Below are 22,008 nucleotides of genomic sequence, written 5' to 3'. Positions count from 1 at the left end.
TTTAGAAAAAGAAAAGCACATCGTATGAGATGTGCTCAGTTTACATTCATATTTTCATTTTTCTTATTTGCCCGGCGCAGGACAATGAGCATAAGCCCTATTAAAATCACAATAGATAGCAGACTTTGCAGCAAAATCACACTTGGTGACGTCCAGCCAATCCATTCGAAGATGAGCTGCGGTCCGAAAAAGATAATCGGAATCAATGAAACGACATTCGCCTTTAAGATTGCATTGAATACAACGATGCATAGCAGCATGAGCAGAATGACGCCCCACCTCTGGCCAGAAGTAAGGACAAGTAGTGGTGTGCCGACCTTTTGATCCAATAGTTTGATTGTCACCATCGCTGTCAGCTGAAAGATTCCTAACATCCAAAAGTAAAGAAATACCCGGCTGCTTGTTTGAAAGGCAGACGCTCTAAACATCACAATGATCATGATGACATTGGCCACTAAAACGAGCGGATATCCAATTAAAGCAAACCAAGAATAGGATAAGTTTTGGCTGATTGCATCTGATAAGATCATATAAAAAAGCGATCCAATTAAGAAAGCACTGACGAATGGCACCCAGTCTTTATGGTTTTCTGACAGCTCTTTTGCCAGTTCATCAGCATAGCTCCGCGGATCTCCTCCGAACACATCCTCACCTGTTTTGCCGTCTTTTTCAGCCTCAACCGCATGTGCTGTCAGTTCATCCATCAGCTCATCGATTTCATCCTGATTTTTTCCCTTTGATATGAGATAAAGTTGCAGCTCTAGTAGAATGTGTCTTGTTTCTTTTGATACCATAATCTCACTTCCCTTTTTGTAATAAGCGGTTTACATTTTTTGAAAGCTCATTCCAGCGGTCAATAAACTCTGTGAGCGCTTGTTCTCCCGCTTGTGTGAGCGTATAGTATTTCCTTTTCGGACCGCTCGCTGACGCTTTTGTAACGGTGGTCACCAGCTGTTCCTTTTGCATACGCAGCAAAATCGGATAGATACTGCCTTCACTAATTTGATCAAACCCATAATGCGCGAGCTTCTTCGTCATTTCATACCCATAAATTTCGCCCTCAGAAATAATCGACAGCAGACAGCCTTCTAAAATTCCTTTTAGCATTTGTGTGGATGTTGTCATGATTGTTCCTCCGATTCCAGTACCTTGCATCACAAGATAGCTTTATCTTATCATACACTATCTTGCCATGCAAGATACTGGTACAGAAAAAAATCACCGCTTAAAGGGTGATTTTTACGCCCAAGGTTTATCTGTCCCAAGTGCGTCAGCAAGCGCCTTACTATGCTTTCGGCGGCTTTTTCTTTCCTCTGCCCGCTGCTTCGCTGTTTGATGAAGCATGATTTCTTCCTCTGTTTCCGGCATCACCTGCGGGACTCGTTTAGGCTTTCCGTTTTCATCTAATGAGACAAATGTCAGAAATGAAGTCGCTGCGAGTCTGCGCTCTCCAGACATCAAGTTTTCTTTAATGACTTTGACGAACACTTCCATAGAAGACGTGCCCACCCATGTGACATAGGATTCCAAGCATACTGACTCCTTTTGTCCAATCGGCTCTAAAAAGTCAACAGAATCCATTGAAGCTGTGACCGTTTCACTGCGGCTGTGTCTTGCTGCCGAGATGGAGGCAATGTCATCTATATAACTCATTAATTTCCCGCCAAATAACGTTTGGTGGTTATTCGTATCGAGAGGGAATACTCTGCTGGTTTTAACAACTTTCGATTCCTTGCAGTATTTGAAATTTTCTTCACTCATCATCATAGCTCCTTCTTGCTGTTTTCGTGGATGCGGAACGACTTTTATTAAACACTATTCTTTTAGGTTTGTCTAAACTTTTTGCTTTAGTCTTATGTGAGAGATTTTCTTTCGGAAATGTTTCAACCATGGCTAGAAGAAGGAATAATAGAACTATGAATGAACAAGGAGGCCATTTGATGGATTCTATGAGAGCAGAGCAATTATACAAAATGCCGCAATGCATGAGTGAATACGACGATTTAGAAGAAGTTCTTTTATGCAGTCCTATTTATATGGAAATCAAACAAATTATTAACGAAACCCAGAAACATTTTGCGAAAGAAAATATTTCTCAAATGAAAGCAGTCGCTCAGCATAAGCAATTGATCCAAACCCTTAAAGATCATCAAGTACGGCCTATCCTGCTCCCGGCGAATGAACGCTTCCCTGAGCAAGTCTTCACTCGGGATATTGGGTTTACGATTGGACAGACACTGTTTGTTTCAAGTATGGCCGCTCCGGTTCGGCAAGGGGAAGAACAATACCTAAAAGAATGGGCACACGCAAAAGGGTGGTCAGCTGTCACTTTGACAGACGGAACGATTGAAGGCGGCGATGTGCTTGTGGATCAGAAGCGTGTGTTTGTTGGCACGAGCAAAAGAACTAGTTCAGCCGCTATCTACCAGCTAAAAAAGGAACTGCCGGATCATGACATCATTCCGATTCACCTTCCTCCTCACATTTTGCATCTTGATTGTGTGATGAATATTCTGTCTCATGACGAGATAATCATTTATCCTGAAGCGTTCAAGCAAAAGGATCTCCAGCTGCTCAAAACGTATTATGATTTGATTGAAATCAGCGAACAAGAGCAATTCACACTTGGACCAAATGTTTTATCCATTGGTCAGAAAAAAGTGATCAGCTTGCCCAGCAACCAAGAAACAAATGCTTTATTAACCGCTCACGGGTACACCGTTATTAAAGTGGACTTTTCGGAAATTATTAAATCTGGCGGCTCTTTCAGATGCTGTACATTGCCTATTCGGCGTTCATCCACTAAAAAAGCCAGCATGTAGAACAGTTTGTCTACTTGCTGGCTTTTTATCGGGCTTGTCCTATTTTCTATTGTATAAATGACAGGCGACTTCATGTCCTTCTTCCACCGCTTGTAATGTCGGCTTTTTTTCAGCACACACATCCATCGCGGCAGGACATCGTGTTCGAAATACACAGCCGCTTGGCGGGTTCACTGGACTTGGAATTTCTCCTTTTAAAATAAACCTTTTGCGCTTGTCCTCTACGTCAGGATCTGGAATGGGGATGGCAGACAGCAAGGCTTGTGTATATGGGTGAAGCGGTGTTTGATATAATGCATCACTCGTCGTCAATTCGACGAGATGACCTAAATACATGACACCGATCCGGTCACTAATATATTTCACCATGGACAAGTCATGTGCAATAAAAAGAAAAGTTAATCCTTCCTCTTTTTGCAGTTTTTTCAGCAGGTTCACGACCTGCGCTTGGACGGAGACGTCTAGTGCAGAAATCGGCTCATCTGCCACAATAAATTTTGGCGCTAAGGCAAGTGCTCTTGCAATGCCGATTCTCTGCCTCTGTCCCCCGCTAAATTCGTGCGGATAGCGGGTAGCAAAATCATAGCTTAATCCTACCGCTTCAAGCAGATCTTTCACGCGGGCAATCCTTTTCTTTTGACTGCCATAAAGCTGATGAATCTCCATTGGCTCCAGCATAATATCTTTTACTGACAGTCTTGGATTTAACGAGGAATACGGATCTTGAAAGACCATTTGCATTTGCCGGTTGAAATCAAATGATTCTTTTTTAGAAAGGTGGTGAAGACTTTTCCCTTCATATAAGGCTTCACCATCTGTAGGTTCATAAAGACGCATGAGCACTTTTCCAAGTGTGGATTTGCCGCAGCCAGACTCACCAACGAGACCAAAGGTTTCTCCTTGTTTCAGCTGAAAAGAGACACCATCCAGCGCTTTTAAGGTTCTCCCTTTCGATAGATGAAAATGTTTTTTAAGGTTGTTTACTTGTAAGAGTGGTTCAACTGTCATGATCGCTCCTCCTCTCGCTTGGTAAATACCGCCTTGCACCTGCCCATTCCTTTTCATATGAAGTGCCAGAAAGGGAGAGAAGCTCAATTTGTCTGCCAGTTTTGGGCGAATGAAGCATCATCCCGTTCCCAGCGTAGATCCCTACATGGCGGACCGCTCCTTTTCCGTTTTCATTTGCAAAAAACAGCAAGTCGCCTTGTTCTAAATGGCTTGATGTAACCGGCGTTCCTTGAACAGCTTGGTCACTTGCATCTCTCGGCAAAAGATATCCGCACGCTTTGTACATGCTGTAAGCAAAGCCTGAACAATCATAGCCAAAGCTGCTCATGCCTCCCCATAAATACGAAAGGCCTATAAATTGTTTTCCTGCGTCTACGACATCTTTGCCTATCAGAGAGAAAGCATGTGAGCCTGGGCGTACATCCGCTTTGTTGATTTCTCTTATTCCTACTGGGGTGACAACATGAAATTGATCATCAGTTTCTTTGGCTGCTGCCAGCTCTGTTAAAAAACTAATCTCCATATCTGGTTCCCCGTTTTGATATAGCGTGGCTTTTTTCTGACAAACGATAAGAGATACAGCTGACGCACTTCCCTCAGTTACTTGGTTTAATTGCTCAGCAGGTATATAGCCTGGATAGCCTTCTGGATGTTTCCGGCTGGCCTGCTGCGGTATGACGACTTTTATCCAGCCATCTGTCTCTTCTAATCCAATCACTCGTTCGCCGAGCAGTATTTGAGATTGAATCAAATTTTCTTCACATAAAGCCAGCTTTTCTTCATATGTTTGCTGGTCAATCCACTCTTTGATGTTGATGGAGTCCTGAAGTACCTTCTGATCGATTTCTCTCGGCGAATGCGGCGCTGTCCATACGTTAGCGACTGGAACCTTTGATTCGTATATCATCATGAGACTCCTTTCACCCCTTGAATGCCTAACCCATGATGCAGCGGTAAAAATATGTCTTTTCCTTTGTACACGATTCCTCCGTCTATCAAGTCCTCTTTCAGCATAAGCGGGGCATCAAAATCGCAGCGGGTGATATTCGGCTGGCTTGCGGCGAAATGTGCCGCAGCTGTAATGCCAAGCTTTGACTCAATCATACTGCCAACCATGCACTGAACACCGTATGCTTCGGCTAGGGCATTGATTTTTAATGCTTCTTTTATGCCGCCTGATTTCATTAATTTTAAATTGATCAGATCGCAGCTTCTCGTTTCAAGCACCCTAATGGCATCATGAAAACTGAAAATGCTTTCGTCTGCCATAATCAGTGTTTCAGTTGCTTCTGTCACACGGCGCAGCCCTTCAATATCTTCTTTCGGCACTGGCTGTTCTACTAGTTCAATATTCAGCGCTTCCATTTTTCGAATGGCTGTGATCGCTTCCTTCCACGTCCAGCCCTGATTGGCGTCGAGCCTGATCTGAATATCCGGACCGACTTTTTCTCGAATCCGCTTGATCCGCTGAATATCCGTGTGTATATCATCTTTTCCTACTTTAACCTTTAACGTCTGAAAGCCTTCGGCTGCGTATTGCTTCGCATCTTCCGCCATCTCAAGCGGCCGGTTTACACTGACCGTATAGTCGGTTTCGAGCTGATGACGATATCCGCCAAGGTATTGATAAAGCGGAAGTCCTGCCTGCTTTGCTAAGCCATCATAAATGGCCATATCGATTGCAGCCTTTGCGCTTGTGTTGCTTGCGAGCACGCGGTTCATAGCAGAAAAGATTTGTTCATACTCTGCCAAGGAAGCCCCGAGCAAAATGGGTCTGATCACTTCACAGATGGCATAGTCGATGCTTTCCAGCGTTTCTCCTGTAATCACCGATGTGGGAACTGCCTCTCCGTAGCTGACGTCACCTTGATCATATGTGATGATGACGATCAGAGATGCTGCGTCATACACCGTTCTTAAAGCGGTTTTGAAAGGCTTTTTTAGCGGTACACTCGTTCTGCATGTACGAACATCCACAATTTTCATTTAATCGCCTCTTTCGCTGCAACGCCTGGAGAAATGTGCAGTTTCTTCCCTGCCGCATCTAGTGCAGCCTGCACGCCCATCGGAATGGCAAAGTTCGGTGATGAATGACCGATCCGAAAGCCGCCAAGTGCAGGTTTCTTTTGCGGCACAATATAGGTTTCCCATAGCTGTTCCAACGTTAAGGACTGGTCTTTCTTTTTTGGTTCACATTGATGAAAATCGCCAATGATGAATCCAGCCGCATCATCCAATTTTCCAGCAGAGGTGAGATGCTGCATCATGCGATCGATTTTATAAGGCTCTTCGTCAATATCTTCAATGAACAACAGCTTTCCCTTCGTATCAATTTCAAAAGGTGTGCCAAGTGTTGTCACGATGAGGGCAAGATTCCCTCCTATGATGTCCCCTGAAGCGGTGCCGGGGTAGAAGGTATGAAGAGGTGACAAGTGATGCGAATACGTAAAGGCCTTCGGCGTGAACAGCTGCAAAAAGGTATCCTTCGTATACGGATGGACCTCTTCAAGTCCCACATCAGAGGAAAGCATTGGACCATGAAAAGTCACAAGACCCGTCTGCTGCTGGATGGCCGTATGTAAAAACGTAATGTCACTATAACCCCAAAAGATTTTTGGATTCCGGCGAATGAGATCATAGTCAATGACTTCCGCAAGTCTTCCAGTTCCGTACCCTCCGCAGGCACAAATAACCGCTTTGACTTCTGGATCTTGAAACATGCCATGAAGATCTTCCACTCTTTCATGATCACGACCTGCTAAATATCCGTACCGGGAATCAAGATACTTCCCTTTTTTCACCTTCAGCCCAAGGCTTTCTAAAAAGGCAATCCCTTTTGCTAATTTCAATTCATCAGGCGGGCTTGCTGGTGCGATAACCCCCACCGTATCCCCTGTTTGAAGCGCCGCTGGCAGCTGGTTCATGCCAATCCCCTCTTTCTCTTTATTTCTTACAATCTATGGGCATCTTCTCCATAACATGAACAAATAAAGGAACAGACGCTTTTGTTCAAAGCGTCCCATATTGTTGACAAAGAGCTAAAATGATCTTTATTTTAGCCCTTTGTCTTCTATTCAGCGTGACCTGAAAACCTTTGCAGCCCTAGGAAGGACGAGCATCGGAGCGGAGCGAATTTGACATTCGTGAGTACCGAGCGCAGGACTGACAAAGAATGCGAGGGTTTGTCCGCGCGCTGAGACGCTTTTGTTCAAAGCGTCCGTGTTCCTCTTTTCCTTCAATTACTCTCCATCTACTTGTGCCCATTTCAAATCGATATACCCAACAGGGTGGCGGACAATTCCCTTCACGCCCTCTTTTTGCAAATGCACTTGGTTATAAAAATGAATTGGAATGATCGGTGCTTCTTCAATGAGAAGTGCCTCTGCATCATGAAGGATGCTGTTTCTTTTTTGTTCATCTGCTTCCTGGCTTGCCTTTTTAATCAGCTGATCATAGGTGTCGTTTGACCATCCAGTCCGGTTCATCGCATTCCCTGTTTGGAAGCTCTCTAGGAAATTGATCGGATCTGCATAGTCTGCTAAAAATGAACTTTGCGAGAATTGGAATTTCAGCGCCTTTTGATCTTCTGCAAATACATTGGCTTCCATGTTTGCAAGCTTCACGTCCACACCCAGCGCTTCTTTTAATTGCTGCTGGATGGCTTCAGCTTTTTTCTTATTCTCAGGCTTTGTGCTATATGTTAATGTGACGGGCGGCAGCTTTGAATAGTTTTCTTCTTTCAGCCCTTTTTCTAATAGCTTCGCAGCTTCACTCGTATCTTGTTTGACAAGATCGCCGCCAGCTTCTCTGAAATCATCACCCTTTGAATCTAAAATCCCCGGTGAAACGAAGGCGCGGGCAGGCTTCTCTTTATTCTTCGTGACATAATCCACGATATCTTGCGGGTTGATCGCCATTTGAAAGGCTTTGCGAATGTTCTTATTTTGAAAAGGTTCCATGTTCACATTCAGACGATAAAAGAACAGTCCGGCCTGATCTTCAATTTGTACGTCTTTATTTTTCAGCAAATTTTCACTTTGTTCTGCTGGGACAAAGGCAGTGTCCAAATCTCCCGATTGATACATTTGATAATCAGTGTTTCGATCACTGATCATCAGCCACTTTACCTGATCCAGCTTGACTGTTTTTTTGTCCCAATACGTCTCACTTTTTTCCATAGTGAAGCTCTCATCATGCTTCCATTGTGTCAGCTGAAACGGTCCATTCCCAACAAAGGTTTTGGCATCCTTTGCCCAGTTTGGATCCTTCTCTGCTACCTTCTCATTGACAGGGAAAAAGGCAGGGTTTGCGGTCATATTTAAGAACGATTTCTGCGGGTATGCCAGTGTGACCTTTAGCGTTTTGTCATTTTCAGCACTGACTTTTACATCCTCTTTCTTTCCTTTTCCGCTGTTAAATGCCTCTCCGCCTTCAATCATGTATGCTAAGAAGGATGCAGATGAGCCTGTTTTCGGATCAAGCAGACGCTTCCACGCATATTCAAAGTCACTCGCTTTCACTGGGTCACCATTCGACCACTTGATGCCGTCTCTTAAATGAAATGTGTATGTTTTTCCATCCTCTGAAATCTCCCATTTTTCCGCCATTGCAGGAGATGGTTCGTGCTTTTCGTTCAGTCTTGTTAATCCCTCCATTAAGTTATTCAGACCTTGCCACGATACATTATTAAAACCAATCGGCGGGTCAAATGACGTCGGTTCGTTTTCGTTATTTAAGGTTAATACTTTCTTTTCATCCTTATTGCTTGATGATCCTTTACCTGCTTGCTCATTGGCTGTACATCCAGCGAGCAGTATGATGATAAACAAACAAATACTGATGATCCACCCTTTTTTCCTCATCAAAAACTCCCCCTTTGTGTTGCAGATAACATCGCTTGGTTCGCTCGCTCATCCTGAAGCCAGCAATGCACTGTATGAGTAGGTGACCGCTGCGTTTCGTGCGGCATGATATGATCACACACTTTCATGGCAGCCGGGCAGCGATCGGTATACGGACAGCCCTTTGGCGGTGCAAATAAATCAGGCGGGCTTCCTTCAATCGGAATCAGTTCATCTTTCATATCAAGTCTTGGAACGGATTGCAGGAGCCCTTTTGTATAAGGATGCTGCGGACTGTAAAAAATATCCTGCCTTGTTCCAGTTTCAACCATTTTCCCTCCGTACATGACCGCTACCCGGTCGGCAACTTGGGCTACGACCCCTAAGTCGTGTGTGATTAAGATAATGGTAACCCCTGTTTTCCTCTGAATCTCTTTAAACAGCTCTAAAATTTGTGCCTGTATGGTCACATCCAGCGCGGTCGTCGGTTCATCTGCGATCAGCACCTTTGGCTCACAAATCAGTGCCATGGCAATCATGAGCCGCTGCCTCATTCCCCCGCTGAATTGGTGCGGATATTGCTTTAGTCTCTCCTTTGGCTGCGGAATACCAACCAAATCAAGCATCTGTATGGCGGCTTCTTTCACTTCTTTTTTCGTCAGCTTTTGATGCTCCTTCGCCGCCTCCATCAGCTGATCTCCTATTGTCAAGGTTGGGTTGAGTGCTGTCATCGGATCTTGGAAGATCATCGAAATATCCACGCCTCGTATGGCGCGCATTTCTTTTTCAGATAATGACAGCAAGTTGCGGTCTTGAAACCAGATTTCTCCCTGATCGACTTGCGCGCTGTATGCAGGCAGAAGCCTCATAATGCTTTGTGATGTCACACTTTTTCCGCAGCCTGATTCTCCCACAATGGCGAGGGTTTCTTTTTCATATACATCGACATTCACTCCGCGTACTGCTTGAACTGAACCGCCGTATGTCCGAAAACTGACGTGCAGATCGATAATTTGTAGAACTTTTTTCAAAGCGCTTCACCTCTTCATCTTTGGATCAAGCGCATCTTGCAAGCCATCACCTAAATTGTTAAAGCAAAACATCGTGAGTGAAATAAAAAATGCAGGGAAAAATAAACGCCACCAATGTCCATTATCTGACAGCACAGTCGGCAAAGCGTCATTAGCCATCACGCCCCAGCTTGCAAACGGGGCTTGAATACCTAAACCGAGAAAGCTTAGGAACGCTTCAGCAAATATCGCGGTCGGTACAGTCAGGGTCATTTGGACGATAATCGGCCCCATCGTATTCGGCAGCAGGTTGCGGCGAATGATCCGCAGGCTTTTGGCACCAAAGGTTTTTGAGGCAAGCACATATTCCTGGCTTTTCAGCTGAAGAACCTGACCTCTCACAATTCTTGCCATTCCAATCCATCCGGTGACAGTGAGCGCTACAATAATGGTGACAAGCCCTGGCCCCATGAGCACCATCAATAAAATGACGACGAGTAAATAAGGAAGTCCGTAGAGCACCTCGACAATTCTCATCATGACATGGTCGTATTTGCCTCCCTTATAGCCCGCTATGCCCCCATAAATCACACCGATGGCAAAATCAATCAGGGCTGCCATGACACCCACAAATAATGAAATACGGGCTCCGTACCAAGTGCGTGTGAACACATCTCGTCCAAGCTCATCTGTTCCAAACCAGTGAGCAGCCGAGGGCGGCAGATTTTGCATCGAAAGACGCTGCTCTGTCACACTATTTGGTGCAAGCAATGGGCCTAAGACTGCCATGACAAAAAGAAAAATCAGAACCGATAGGCTAAACATCGCAAGCTTATTTTGCTTCAGCCGCCTCCATGTATCAGCCCAATAGGAAAGAGAGGGTCTTTTAATGGCATGGGCTTCTGTTTTCTTTTGCTCTCGTGGAGAAAACCATTCGTCTGGCACTTCAGGATGCCTGTTCGGTGGATCATGCTGAAGGTGTATACTCATGCCTTTCCTCCTTTCTGATGCAGCTGAATCCTCGGATCAAGGAGACGATACGCCACATCGACAATGAAGAGAAGTGTGATTAAAATAATGCTGTAAAAAACAGTGGTTCCCATGATGACAGGATAATCACGGTTGTTAATACTCTCGACAAAGTATTTTCCCATCCCAGGAATAGCAAAGATTTTTTCAATGACAAAACTTCCTGTTAAAATACTTGCGACAAGTGTTCCAAGAATGGTTACAACGGGTAAAAGTGCATTCCGAAGCGCATGCTTAAATACAATTTTAAAGGGAGAAAGCCCTTTTGCTTTGGCCGTACGGATATAGTCTTGTGACAGCACTTCAATCATGCTCGATCTCGTTAACCTGGCGATAATGGCCATTGGGCCGACAGCAAGGGCGATTGTAGGCAGCACCATATGCATTGGACTTGTCCACATCGCTGTAGGAAAGAGCTTCAAATTGACAGCAAGCTGCTGAATTAATAGGGTAGCAAAGATAAAGTTTGGAATGGATATACCGAAAACTGCAATGGTCATGGCGATGTAATCAATTAAACCATTATGCCGGAGGGCAGCCATGACCCCTAGCAGGATGCCAGAGATGACAGCAATCAATATCGAGATAAGACCAAGTTCTAATGAGACTGGGAAGCCTCTCGCCAATAGATCATTGACACTTTCAGAAGGCTTTTTAATGGAAGGACCAAAATCAAAGGTAACAATGGATTTTAAATAGATGACATATTGAACATAGAGTGGTTCGTCTAAGTGATAGTAGCTTTCGAGGTTTCGCTGGACGGTTTCGTTTGTATTTCGTTCTTCATTGAAAGGCGATCCTGGGATGACCTTCATTAAAATAAACGTTAAAGTCGTAATCGTTAAGATCGTAGCAATCATCGCAATAAAACGCTTGAACAAAAAGCTGGCCATCTGCTGTCTCCCCCTCACTTAACAAAATGTTGTACGTGCGGCAAGCTCTGTCATGACAAGCATCGCTTGATAGGCTTCTAATATATTGTCTGCTTGGTACGTCACCGTCGTTGTTCCTTCTATGATGGCAGTACCCGGCATTAAATTCGCCCATTCAGCTTGTCCATAATTGGCAAACTCAATCTTAAGCAGCGGCTGATCAGGAGGCGTCAGCGGCTTCATTTGATCAATCTGTTTCATCGCGGCTTCCACTTGCTGCGAGATTTGTTTATTCACTTTGGCAGGAGGTAAGCATTTCACAGCAGATCTTGAGATGGTTTCTTTCACTGCCACTGTTTTCACACCAGGCATCAGCTTTTCTGCCTCACGTGCTGCTTGATCATCCCCGCAAACAAGAATCACCGGCACACCATAGTAGCCTGCAACATACGCATTAAAGCCCATTTCCCCAATTGGATGATCATTTATGTAAAAATGTCTGACACCAAAAATCATACTGTGCGACATCACACCTTTCATTGATGCCCTTGCATGATAACCTAAGAAAACAGCTGCATCATAGGTTTGATCCAATCCTTGCACCATTGAATAAGGCTTTACGTCACCTGATATGAGAACTGCCTCTTCATGCAGTTCTTCGATCAAAAGATTATTCATTTTAGAATGACTGTCATTCACCAAAATGTCGGTGGCACCATGCTGAAGAAGCGCTTCTACACAAGCATTCACTTCACCTGTCATAATGCGTCTGCCCCGCTCATAGTTATGCTGGCGCGAATCAACAAATGTATGATCAGCTAGACCAGTAATCCCCTCCATATCGACAGATACATAGAGCTTCATTCCCATCCCCCTTTAATTAAACATAAAATTTGTGTATATTTTTCTAAATTTTCTAAAAAATTATATGAGAACTTGATTGATTTTTCAATACAATGTCCGAAAATAAGGAGTTTAGACTCAGATAATACAGGTCAAAAGGCTTTTTTAGAAAGGATTTTTTTAACAAATAAAACACCACTAACTATGCCTTTAGTGGTGTTTATCCGCTTCGTTGATCTGCGATTTCAGCTGTTCATATTTCTTCATGGTTTGTGTAAATAAATCATCAAACATCTGAGGTGCCTGCTGTTGAATGACCTCAGCACCTTCTCCTGTAATTCCCCCTTTTGTCGCCACTCTATCGACAGTTTCAGCAAAGGTTAGGCCTCGCTCTACGAGGATCTGGCCAGTACCTAAAAGGGCATACGTTAAAAATTCATTCGCTTCCTCTAAGGAAAGATCACTATTTCTCACAGCCGCTTTCGCCATTTCTTCAAAAAGAGCAGCGATAAAACCAGGAGATGAGCTTGTCAAATTGCTCGCCGCATCAAACCGGTCTTCCCCTACTTCCCTGACGATGCTAAAAGCTGAAAGCAGACGGTGCAAACGCTCCTTTTCCTCGCTTCCTGCTGCTGCACCATGCGCAACAAGTGATACGCCCGTCCCAACAGCTGACGTGAGTGTTGGGATGTATCTAGACACTGGCTGTGTTGTATGCGCCTGTAACTTTTCTAATGTCACAGCTGCTGCTACTGACACAATATGTACCGCTCTCGCTTGAGAAGGCAGCTGATCCAGAACATCAAGTACTGCAAGCGGCGGCACGCAGACAAACAATATATCACATGACGCAGAAAGTTCGTCTAATGAACAAATGTTGACTTCTTGGTGCTTTTCTTTGAGCTGATGAAGGCGCTCCGTTTCACTTCTTGTATGGATCATGATTTGATGAGCATCCAGCACCCCATTTTCCAGCCACTTTTGCACCATCATATCAGCCATACTTCCATATCCAATGATTCCAATTGTCTCCACAGTTTAATCTCCTCTATCTTGCTTAGATTCACTACTTATTTTAACAATTTCCCACAATGTTTTCATTTTTATCCCACACTTTTTTCATACGATAAAGTCAGTCCCCACCACATACGGTAAAACACCCAAACACATACATGAAAAAATCATTGAAAGAGAGTGATTGAAATGACACAGCACAAAGATGACAAACAAACAATTGAACAACCTCAAAAACAGAAAAAGCCAAACGGCTGGTTTAAGCCATTTGTCAGCGGTGTTGTAGGCGGTACATTAGCTTTAGGTGTCTACGTTCTTTCGCCATATGCTCAGCATTCATCAGACAGCACTGCAAATGATTCGGCAGCGAAAACTGAAGCAGTATCGACAAATCACACGAATTCGTCAAAAACAACAGCCGTCCAAACATCAAATTCATCAAGCAGCATCTCCAGTATGGTCGAAAATGTATCACCAGCTATTGTCGGCATTACAAACTACCAAGCACAAACTCAAACAGACACGAGCTTTGGCGATTTCAATACGCCTTTCGATGAATCACAGCAAAACAAAAGCAGTCAAGAGGAAGAAACCGGTACAGGCTCAGGAGTGATTTTCAAAAAATCAGGCAATAAAGCCTATGTCTTAACAAACAACCACGTCATTGACGGGGCAAATAAACTAACCGTATCCTTACACGATAGCAAAACCATTGAAGGAAAACTGGTTGGAGCTGATCCGCTCACTGACTTAGCCGTTGTGGAAATTAGCAGCAATCATGTGACGAAGGTTGCGGCATTAGGCAATTCCTCCTCACTGCGTGCTGGAGAAACCGTCATTGCGATCGGAAACCCGCTTGGTGAAGATCTTTCAAGAACGGTGACACAAGGAATTGTCAGCGGCGTCGACCGAACAGTCTCTATGAACACATCAGCAGGCGAAAGCAGCATTAATGTTATTCAAACAGATGCAGCCATTAACCCAGGAAACAGCGGAGGCCCGCTTCTGACGACAGACGGAAAGGTTGTGGGGATCACGAGTATGAAAATCTCTGAAACAGGTGTTGAAGGCATTGGGTTCGCACTGCCAATCAATGATGTCAAACCAATCGCTGATCAGCTTCTCGCAAAAGGAAAAATTGAACGTCCATATATCGGCATCAGCATGCTGGATCTCGAACAAGTTCCAAATGTGTATCAAAAAGAAACTCTCGGACTCAAAACCAGTCAGCTCAATCAAGGCGTGTATGTCAAAGATATCGCCGCAGGTTCACCTGCCGCCAAAGCTGGCTTAAAGTCAGAGGATGTCATTACCGGCATCAATGGGAAACAAATCAAAACTGGCAGTGAATTACGTCATGAGCTATACACGAATGCAAAAGTAGGAGACACCGTGAGCATCACCCTCATTCGAAACGGAAAACAAGAAACAAAGCAGGTCACATTAACACAATCTGAATCTAAGCAGGTCAGTTCCTAATAAAAAAACAGCTCAGTTGATGAGCTGTTTTTTTATGACGACTGAATTGGCGTTAATCTTTGTTCAATTTCTGCTCGTTTATGCTCTAGGAACGGCGGAAGGGCTAATTGATCGCCAAGCTCATCCACCCCTTCATCGACTGTAAATCCAGGGCCATCTGTTGAAATTTCAAATAAAATACCATTTGGCTCTCTAAAGTAAAGAGCTTTAAAGTAAAAACGTTCTACAACACCAGAGTTCGTGAAGCCTGCTTTTGAGATTTTTTCATACCATTTTTCAAGCTCCTCTGCATCCTTCACACGAAATGCGACGTGATGCACACTTCCTCTGCCGGAACGTTCAGAAGGCCCTTCTGTTTTTTCGATCACATGAATTTCTGTTCCAGCACCCCCATTTCCTGACTCAAAAATGGTCACGATCTCACCATCATTTGATTGTTCACGTGCTCTTTCAGTGAAGCCAAGGATGTCCGTTAAAACACGGATCGTCTTGTCAGCTTCTGCAACGGTTAATTCAACTGGACCTAAACCTCTAATCGCAAACTCTGCCGGAATATCATCATGCACTGGCGGTGAGCCTTGCTCTTTTGCATTCGGTTCTACTGTTAAAAACAGCTGCTGCCCTTCTGGGTCTTTAAAACGCAAAGCAGGTCTTCCGCCTCTCAAGGAAGCTGTTTCTTGCTGCACGCCTTTATCTTCAAACCGCTTTTCCCAAAACGTGAGTGCCTCTTCAGAAGAAACGAGAAGGCCTGTGCTTGTGATCGCATTCGTCCCTTTCAAACGGCGGGCAAGCATTGGAATTTCAAAGAATGTTAGCTCCGTTCCTGGTGAAGCGACCTCATCTCCATAAAACAAGTGATACATAGACGGGTCATCCTGATTGACTGTTTTCTTTACAAGTTTTAAGCCAAGGATTTGGCGGTAGAAATTAACATTTTTCTGAGCATTGGCTGTTAACGCAGATACGTGGTGAATCCCATTGATTTTCATTATTTTCACTCCTATTTTAAATTATCTCGAATTCGAGATAATATCCTTATGAATAAAATAGTTCATTTTTCAAGAAAAGTCAACCATTTGGCTGCACGTTAACTGGATGTTCGGTTTCCGGTCATTAAATTAACATTAAATCAAAAATAATCTTTTATAGTTCGTTTTTAACGCAACATTCACCCTAATATCTCCAATAAACGAACACTTTCAAATACAAATACGAAAATCAGAAAATTTTTTTAATTCTTGTTTTCCTAAAATCGTATTACAATGAACAAAATACATGTCACAGTAACGTACGAAAGTGATGCAGGAGGTCGTGTGTAATGAACAAAGAACAACCAGCGTTAAAACAGGACATCGGCTTATTTTTCGCCCTATCTCTTGTCATCGGGACGATTATCGGGTCCGGCGTCTTTATGAAGCCAGGCAACGTCCTTTCCTATTCAGGAAGCTCAGACATCGCCTTATTCGCTTGGCTGCTAGGTGGCATCTTAACCCTTGCAGGCGGACTGACTGTCGCTGAAATTGGTACACAAATCCCGAGAACCGGCGGTTTGTACGCCTATCTTGAAGAAGTGTATGGTGAATTTTGGGGCTACTTATGCGGCTGGGTGCAGATTATTATTTACGGACCCGCCATCATTGGTGCACTTGGTCTTTATTTTGGTTCATTATTAGCCAATCTATTTTCTCTTTCGACTTTATGGTCTACAACGATCGGCATTATCACCGTTTTATTTTTATGTATCATTAACATCATGGGAACAAAATACGGCGGTTTTGTTCAAGGGCTGACCACCATTGGAAAGCTTGTCCCGATTGCCGCTATTATTGTGTTTGGCTTATGGAAAGGAAACGAAAATATTTTGATGGCTGTCAACGATAGCATCGCTCAAATGAACTTCGGTGCAGCGATTTTGGCTACGCTGTTTGCTTATGATGGCTGGATTTTACTTGCGGCGCTTGGGGGTGAAATGAAAAACCCTGAGAAACTGCTTCCTCGCGCGATGGCAGGCGGAATTTTAATCGTGACGGCTTGTTATCTCTTTATTAATGTCGCACTTTTGCACGTGCTGCCAGCTGATCAAATCGTCCAGTTAGGTGAAAATGCGACAAGCACTGCTGCTACCATGCTCTTTGGGCCAATTGGCGGGAAAATCATTAGTATTGGGATCATCATCAGCATCTTTGGCTGTTTGAACGGAAAGGTTCTTTCATTCCCACGTGTGATTTTTGCGATGGCAGAACGAAAGCAGATTCCTTTCGCCAACGCGATTTCGCGGATTCACCCAACGTTTAAAACACCTTGGATCGCTGTATTTGTGCAAATTTTGATCGCCATTGTGTTTATGATCGTCAGTAATCCGGAGAAGCTGTCTGAGGTCTCGATTTTCATGATCTACATCTTTTATGTGATGGCCTTTTTCGCCGTCTTTAAGCTGAGAAAACAAAACAGCGGAATGAAGCGTGCTTACAGTGTACCACTTTACCCGCTGACACCGATCATTGCGATTATCGGTTCATTATTCGTTTTAATCAGCACCATGATCACCGATTGGAAAAGCTGCCTGATCTCCATGCTGATCGGGATGGCTGGACTGCCTATTTATTATTATATGAAAAAAACACAAAAAAAAGCAGAGCACTAAACGGTGCTCTGCTTTTTTTCCTTCTTCTCAGCGTAATAGAAACCTTTGCAGTCTAGGAAAGACGAGTATCGGAGCGGAGGACTGACTTGCCTACAGGCTGAAGCAGAGTGCTAAACGGTCTCTGCTTCATTTTTTATATTGTTTGATCACTTTGTATGATTCGTTTAAATATCTCATGAGCCGGTATGGCTTACTAAGCACGCGGATTGGGAGTCTTGAGATAAATCCATTCAGGTTCGACTTATATTCCTGCGTGATCCGCTTTGGCTTTGTCGCTATTTTCTCGTATACTTCCTTGTAAAATTCCTTCATGATGTCGACTTGCACACTGATCTTTTGATGACACTCTGTACACTCAACGCTTTTCATCTGATCATTCACATAAACGATGCTGTGGAGGGTCTCTTCTTGGCACCGAGTACAGTGTAGGTTTGCTTCCATTTCGGTTTGCTTCAAGATACACAGCTCCTTTCTCGTTTGATGTTGCTCTTGTTATACCATTCGAACGCTGCCAGTCTTTTATTGAACGGATGCTTCCTTTAAAATGGCTGCCGCCGTTAGTTCGTCTGTCACCAGTACTTGGATGAAGCCGCCATTTAAAGCCCCTAAAATGCTCTCAGCTTTATGGGTTCCTTCTACAACAGCGATGACCGTTTTGACGCTCTTTAATTGTTCCAGCGATAAGCCAATGACCTTTTGATTTAGTTCATCTTGGACAGGTTTTCCTTCTCCATCAAAGAAACGAAAGCCAATATCACCGACAGCCCCTGATTGCCTTAAACCAGATAAGTCCTCTTCTTTTAAATAACCGACTGTTTTTAAAGTTGACCCTTTATGCGGGTTGCCAATACCGATGAGGGCAATATCCACATTTCTGCCTTCTTCAAGCACAGCTTCTATGTCCTGCATCGCCATAAGCCGTTCTTTTAATTCTTCTGTTTCTAAAATCGCAGGGGCATATAAATAGGAACACGTGCCGTTCATTTTCTTTGCCAGCTCATATGCCAGCTGATTGGCATGAATGTCGACCGCCTGCCTGCCCATTCCACCCTCTAAAGGAATGACCTTCACATCGTTTCTTCGTTCAAACGGATATTCTTTTACAAGCTCAGCAAGCGTCGTCCCCCATGAAATGCCGATTTTCTCCGCATTTTTCATGTTTTTAGACAAATAATAGGCGCCTGCTTGACCGACTGCCCGCTTCACCATCTCAGACATTGTCCCGACACTTGGGACCACGACCGCATCTGTTAATTGAAAGGTTGTTTCTAGCTGCTTTTCAAGTTCCACCGTATGAATGCTTTCGTCTTTAATGTACACTTCAACGATTCCCACATCTTTCGCTTTTTGTAAGAGCTTTGAAATGACTGGTCTTGAGACATTGAGCTTTTTTGCAATTTCCTGCTGCGTCCACCCGTCTGTATAATAAAGATGAGCAACTTTGACGAGCTGTCGTCTTTCTTCCCAATTCAGCATGTGACATCATCCTTTTAATATACTATGATTACCAGTATACCAAACATTCGTTTCCAATTGGAACAATTGTTATGAAAATGACAAAAAGAGCGATTAACTCTCCGCTCTTTTTCCCTCAGTATATTTCGGCTGATACGTTCTCCCTCCGTCTAACAGGATCATTTGTCCGTGCAAATAACTCCCCTCGCCACGTGTGAGAAATAAAGTGAGTCCTGCAATATCCTCAGGCTTTCCTAATCTTCCGATGGGAATGAGTGATTGCAGCTGCCGTTTCTCCTCTACAGTAGGATAGAGCGTATCAAGCATTTGAGATTCAATTACGCGGGGGGCAATCACATTGATGCGTATATGATGCGAGCCTAGTTCTTTTACGAGCGAACGCATCAATCCAAAAGCCCCTGCTTTTGATGCATAATATTGAATACCGCCGCCTGATCCGGTGATTGCCGATCCCGATCCAATAATGACAACACTGCCTTCCTCCCGCTCACACATATAGGGTGCCAGCGCTTTGATGCAATAGTAAAGACCATATAAGTTCACAGCAAGTGTCTTTTTCCAAAGTGAAAAATCGACTTCTAAAAAAGGCAGTGATTTTGTCATTCCTGCTGAATACACAAGGTGAGCAATACCGCCCAGCTCCCTTTCAGCTGCTGATATCATTTGCTGAACACTTTCCCACGATGAAACGTCAGCTTGAAATATCAGTAGCTGAGGATACTGTGTCTTTAAGAGCGAAAGTCCCTTTTCGTCTATATCTGACACGGCGACTTGGTGCCCTTCTTTTAAAAACCGCTCAGCAATTTCTTTTCCGATCCCTTGGGCTCCGCCAACGATGAGAACTGGTTTTTGAACATTAGCCAGCACTCTCACCCCCATCAAGCATAATCGCCGCGCCATCTGTAAATGCACCATAGGATGTACTGAGAAACACCGTCATATGGGCCACAGTCTCCTTGATTTGCTCTGTATCAGGAACCAAATCGAGAGGCGGCGGCAGCAGCGCAAGCACCCGGATACCTTTGTCTTTAAATTCTCTTGCTAACCCTTTTGTCATGGCATTCAGCATAGAATTTGATGTAGCATGTGAGATCCCGCCATCCCCTGTGATACTGCCTGATGACGATATATTAATGATGCAGCCTTGCTTCTGATCAACCATATGCCATACGGCAGCCTGACTGGAAAGAAAGACGGTATTCACAGCCGATTCCACTTCATCCACCCACTCATCTGGGCTCACGTCATCAAGCTCTGCGTCCGCTCCTTGTTCAGCTTGATTGACCAAAATATCCAGTTTACCGCATGTATCAATCACTTGCCTCAGCATCTGTGTGGCATCACGCGGCGTTTCCAGCGGGTTCTGAATGATACTCGCTTGACCGCCCATTTTTTGAATGTCTTCACGAATGGTTTTAGCCTTTAATTCATCATGAAACGTGTGTAAAAAAACATGTGCACCTGCCCGGGCTAAAGCCAGGCAGATGGCTTCTCCAAATCCATCTGTGCTACCTGTCACAAGTGCCGCTTTCTGATGAAGCTGGACGTGCACATGCATCTCCTCCCTATCCCTTGTTTGGCATTTATTTTCTCAGCTTACTCACGATATCAAGTGCTGCTTCGTAAAAACCTTCTGAGATGGTCGGATGCGGATGAATCATTTTCGCCATCTCTTCTGCTGTTCCTTCTAAATACATAAAGGAGGAAGCTTCTGAAATCATCTCTGTGACGTGCGGGCCAACCATCGTCGCGCCAATCACTTCACCATAGGCTGTATCGTATACCAATTTAATAAAACCTGTTTGCTCGCCTGCCGCTAGTGCTTTACCACTTGCTGCTAAATCAAATCGTTCTGCCCGCACGTTAAGTCCTTTGGCTTTTGCCTCTTTTTCAGTTAGACCAACACTTGCTACCTCTGGTAATGTATAAATACATCTAGGCATGATATCAGCATTTATTTTTTCAGACACACCGCAAATATTACTGACCGCAACAGCGGCCTCTGCCATCGCTGCGTGAGCAAGCTGATAGCCGCCAGCGACATCCCCAACTGCATAGACACCTTCCACGCTTGTCTGCATCTTGTCGTTCACCTTGATAAAAGGACCATCCAACTGAAGGTCAAGCTGGCTGACAGCAGAAACGCTAGGTCTTCTTCCTACACAAACAAGCAGTCTTTCAGCCGTAAAGATATGCGTCTCTCCTTTATCGTCTGATGCATGAACCGCTTTGATTCCTTCGCTTTCCGTCACCTCTGTCACAGTGGTTTTTTTCGCGATATGGATGCCTTTTTTCTTTAATTCTCTTTCTAGCAGCTTAGATGCTTCCTCATCCTCTTGCGGAATAATAGACGGAGCCGCTTCGATAATCGTGACTTTTGATTGAAGACTCTGGAAGATACAAGCCAGCTCAAGTCCAATGACACCGCCGCCAATGATGACGACAGAAGCCGGAATATCTGGAATGTCAAAGATTGTATCACTTGTGTCAAATTGAATGTCTTTAAGGCCCGGTATTGGCGGAATGGCAGGTGAAGATCCAGTAGCAATGATGAGTTCTTTCGTTTCGATCGATTCTGCCCCATCTTGCTTTTCAATCTCAATCCGGTGCTTTGTAACAGCTGTACCTCTGCCGTTATATACATCAATCTTTCCTTGCTTTAATAAAAAGGCAATTCCGCCTCTGAGCTTTTCAATGACGTCATCTTTGCGCTTTCTCATTTTATCGAAGGAAAGGACCAAATCACCTGTTTCAATTCCCCAGCTTTTCGCCTTCTCAATTGATTCAATGACTTCTGCATGTTTGAGCAGCGTCTTTGAAGGAATACAGCCTCGATTTAAACAAGTACCGCCTAGAAAATCCTCTTCAATCAATGCGACCTTCCGTCCACGCTCAGCTGCTTGAAGGGCGGCAGTATACCCGCCAGGCCCTCCGCCAATGACTGTCAGATCATACGTTTTCGTCATCCGA

At 44.2% G+C, this 22,008-nt stretch carries 22 protein-coding genes; 3 read left to right on the top strand and 19 right to left on the bottom strand.

The window, feature by feature from the left end:
* Positions 1-35 precede the first annotated feature (35 nt).
* The 3 genes from NST65_RS06155 to NST65_RS06145 all read right to left on the bottom strand — a co-directional run bounded on the left by NST65_RS06155 (position 36) and on the right by NST65_RS06145 (position 1,761).
* The gene (locus NST65_RS06155; protein ID WP_034281499.1) at positions 36-794 is read right to left on the bottom strand and encodes an NADH dehydrogenase; all 759 of its coding nucleotides are present in this window, start codon (positions 792-794) and stop codon (positions 36-38) included.
* 4 nt (positions 795-798) lie between these two features.
* A complete protein-coding gene (locus NST65_RS06150) occupies positions 799-1,125 on the bottom strand; it encodes a PadR family transcriptional regulator (protein ID WP_034281498.1) in 327 nt (108 codons plus the stop codon).
* A 114-nt stretch (positions 1,126-1,239) separates the two neighbouring features.
* On the bottom strand, positions 1,240-1,761 hold the full coding sequence (locus NST65_RS06145) for an acyl-CoA thioesterase (protein ID WP_008346212.1): 522 nt from the start codon (positions 1,759-1,761) through the stop codon (positions 1,240-1,242).
* A gap of 179 nt (positions 1,762-1,940) precedes the next feature.
* On the opposite strand from NST65_RS06145, the gene NST65_RS06140 reads away from it, so the two are divergent.
* Complete coding sequence (locus tag NST65_RS06140; protein WP_034281497.1) at positions 1,941-2,822, top strand: dimethylarginine dimethylaminohydrolase family protein; 882 nt, start codon at positions 1,941-1,943, stop codon at positions 2,820-2,822.
* A 39-nt stretch (positions 2,823-2,861) separates the two neighbouring features.
* Here the strand turns inward: NST65_RS06140 and NST65_RS06135 are convergent, their stop codons facing one another.
* From NST65_RS06135 to proG, 10 genes are all read right to left on the bottom strand, one after another.
* On the bottom strand, positions 2,862-3,830 hold the full coding sequence (locus tag NST65_RS06135) for an oligopeptide/dipeptide ABC transporter ATP-binding protein (RefSeq protein WP_034281496.1): 969 nt from the start codon (positions 3,828-3,830) through the stop codon (positions 2,862-2,864).
* Positions 3,820-4,737 (bottom strand): NlpC/P60 family protein, encoded by a 918-nt coding sequence (locus NST65_RS06130; protein ID WP_034281495.1) that lies wholly within the window; start codon positions 4,735-4,737, stop codon positions 3,820-3,822. Before NST65_RS06130 ends, NST65_RS06135 begins: the two co-directional genes overlap by 11 nt.
* Complete coding sequence (locus NST65_RS06125) at positions 4,737-5,816, bottom strand: dipeptide epimerase (RefSeq protein WP_034281494.1); 1,080 nt, start codon at positions 5,814-5,816, stop codon at positions 4,737-4,739. The genes NST65_RS06130 and NST65_RS06125 overlap by 1 nt, the downstream gene beginning before the upstream one ends.
* Positions 5,813-6,754, bottom strand: a complete 942-nt coding sequence (locus NST65_RS06120) for an LD-carboxypeptidase (protein WP_034281493.1) — start codon at positions 6,752-6,754, stop codon at positions 5,813-5,815. The genes NST65_RS06125 and NST65_RS06120 overlap by 4 nt, the downstream gene beginning before the upstream one ends.
* Positions 6,755-7,069: 315 nt before the next feature.
* Positions 7,070-8,692 (bottom strand): peptide ABC transporter substrate-binding protein, encoded by a 1,623-nt coding sequence (locus tag NST65_RS06115; protein WP_034281492.1) that lies wholly within the window; start codon positions 8,690-8,692, stop codon positions 7,070-7,072.
* Positions 8,692-9,702, bottom strand: a complete 1,011-nt coding sequence (locus NST65_RS06110; protein ID WP_034281491.1) for an ABC transporter ATP-binding protein — start codon at positions 9,700-9,702, stop codon at positions 8,692-8,694. The genes NST65_RS06115 and NST65_RS06110 overlap by 1 nt, the downstream gene beginning before the upstream one ends.
* A 6-nt stretch (positions 9,703-9,708) precedes the next feature.
* Positions 9,709-10,671, bottom strand: coding sequence for an ABC transporter permease (locus tag NST65_RS06105; protein WP_034281490.1), 963 nt, complete (start codon positions 10,669-10,671; stop codon positions 9,709-9,711).
* Positions 10,668-11,603: an ABC transporter permease gene (locus NST65_RS06100; RefSeq protein WP_034281489.1), complete on the bottom strand. Its 936-nt coding sequence runs from the start codon at positions 11,601-11,603 to the stop codon at positions 10,668-10,670. The genes NST65_RS06105 and NST65_RS06100 overlap by 4 nt, the downstream gene beginning before the upstream one ends.
* A gap of 18 nt (positions 11,604-11,621) precedes the next feature.
* Positions 11,622-12,446 (bottom strand): M55 family metallopeptidase, encoded by an 825-nt coding sequence (locus NST65_RS06095; protein ID WP_034281488.1) that lies wholly within the window; start codon positions 12,444-12,446, stop codon positions 11,622-11,624.
* A 189-nt stretch (positions 12,447-12,635) separates the two neighbouring features.
* A complete protein-coding gene (gene proG, locus NST65_RS06090; RefSeq protein ID WP_034281487.1) occupies positions 12,636-13,460 on the bottom strand; it encodes a pyrroline-5-carboxylate reductase ProG in 825 nt (274 codons plus the stop codon).
* A gap of 168 nt (positions 13,461-13,628) precedes the next feature.
* Between proG and NST65_RS06085 the strand changes: the two genes are divergently transcribed.
* On the top strand, positions 13,629-14,918 hold the full coding sequence (locus NST65_RS06085; RefSeq protein ID WP_034281486.1) for a trypsin-like peptidase domain-containing protein: 1,290 nt from the start codon (positions 13,629-13,631) through the stop codon (positions 14,916-14,918).
* Positions 14,919-14,950: 32 nt separating this feature from the next.
* On the opposite strand, the gene NST65_RS06080 is transcribed toward NST65_RS06085, so the two are convergent.
* Positions 14,951-15,907 carry a ring-cleaving dioxygenase gene (locus tag NST65_RS06080; protein ID WP_034281485.1) on the bottom strand — a complete coding sequence of 319 codons (957 nt, stop codon included), beginning with the start codon at positions 15,905-15,907 and terminating at the stop codon, positions 14,951-14,953.
* A gap of 329 nt (positions 15,908-16,236) precedes the next feature.
* Between NST65_RS06080 and NST65_RS06075 the strand changes: the two genes are divergently transcribed.
* The gene (locus tag NST65_RS06075) at positions 16,237-17,562 is read left to right on the top strand and encodes an amino acid permease (RefSeq protein WP_034281484.1); all 1,326 of its coding nucleotides are present in this window, start codon (positions 16,237-16,239) and stop codon (positions 17,560-17,562) included.
* A gap of 126 nt (positions 17,563-17,688) precedes the next feature.
* Here the strand turns inward: NST65_RS06075 and NST65_RS06070 are convergent, their stop codons facing one another.
* The 5 genes from NST65_RS06070 to lpdA all read right to left on the bottom strand — a co-directional run bounded on the left by NST65_RS06070 (position 17,689) and on the right by lpdA (position 22,004).
* Positions 17,689-18,018 carry a bh protein gene (locus tag NST65_RS06070; protein WP_034281483.1) on the bottom strand — a complete coding sequence of 110 codons (330 nt, stop codon included), beginning with the start codon at positions 18,016-18,018 and terminating at the stop codon, positions 17,689-17,691.
* A gap of 63 nt (positions 18,019-18,081) precedes the next feature.
* The gene (locus NST65_RS06065; RefSeq protein ID WP_024424944.1) at positions 18,082-19,038 is read right to left on the bottom strand and encodes a sugar-binding transcriptional regulator; all 957 of its coding nucleotides are present in this window, start codon (positions 19,036-19,038) and stop codon (positions 18,082-18,084) included.
* A 93-nt stretch (positions 19,039-19,131) separates the two neighbouring features.
* A complete protein-coding gene (locus NST65_RS06060) occupies positions 19,132-19,917 on the bottom strand; it encodes an SDR family oxidoreductase (RefSeq protein WP_111927267.1) in 786 nt (261 codons plus the stop codon).
* Positions 19,895-20,596, bottom strand: coding sequence for an SDR family NAD(P)-dependent oxidoreductase (locus tag NST65_RS06055; protein WP_258521777.1), 702 nt, complete (start codon positions 20,594-20,596; stop codon positions 19,895-19,897). Before NST65_RS06055 ends, NST65_RS06060 begins: the two co-directional genes overlap by 23 nt.
* Before the next feature lie 25 nt (positions 20,597-20,621).
* The gene (gene lpdA / locus NST65_RS06050) at positions 20,622-22,004 is read right to left on the bottom strand and encodes a dihydrolipoyl dehydrogenase (RefSeq protein WP_024426784.1); all 1,383 of its coding nucleotides are present in this window, start codon (positions 22,002-22,004) and stop codon (positions 20,622-20,624) included.
* Between the last annotated feature and the right edge of the window lie 4 nt (positions 22,005-22,008).

The sequence above is a fragment of the Bacillus sp. FSL P4-0248 genome (genome assembly GCF_038593305.1).
Lineage (GTDB): Bacteria > Bacillota > Bacilli > Bacillales > Bacillaceae > Bacillus > Bacillus safensis.
Note: the sequence above shows the minus strand (reverse complement) of the source record. Positions and strands in the feature narration are given on the sequence as shown.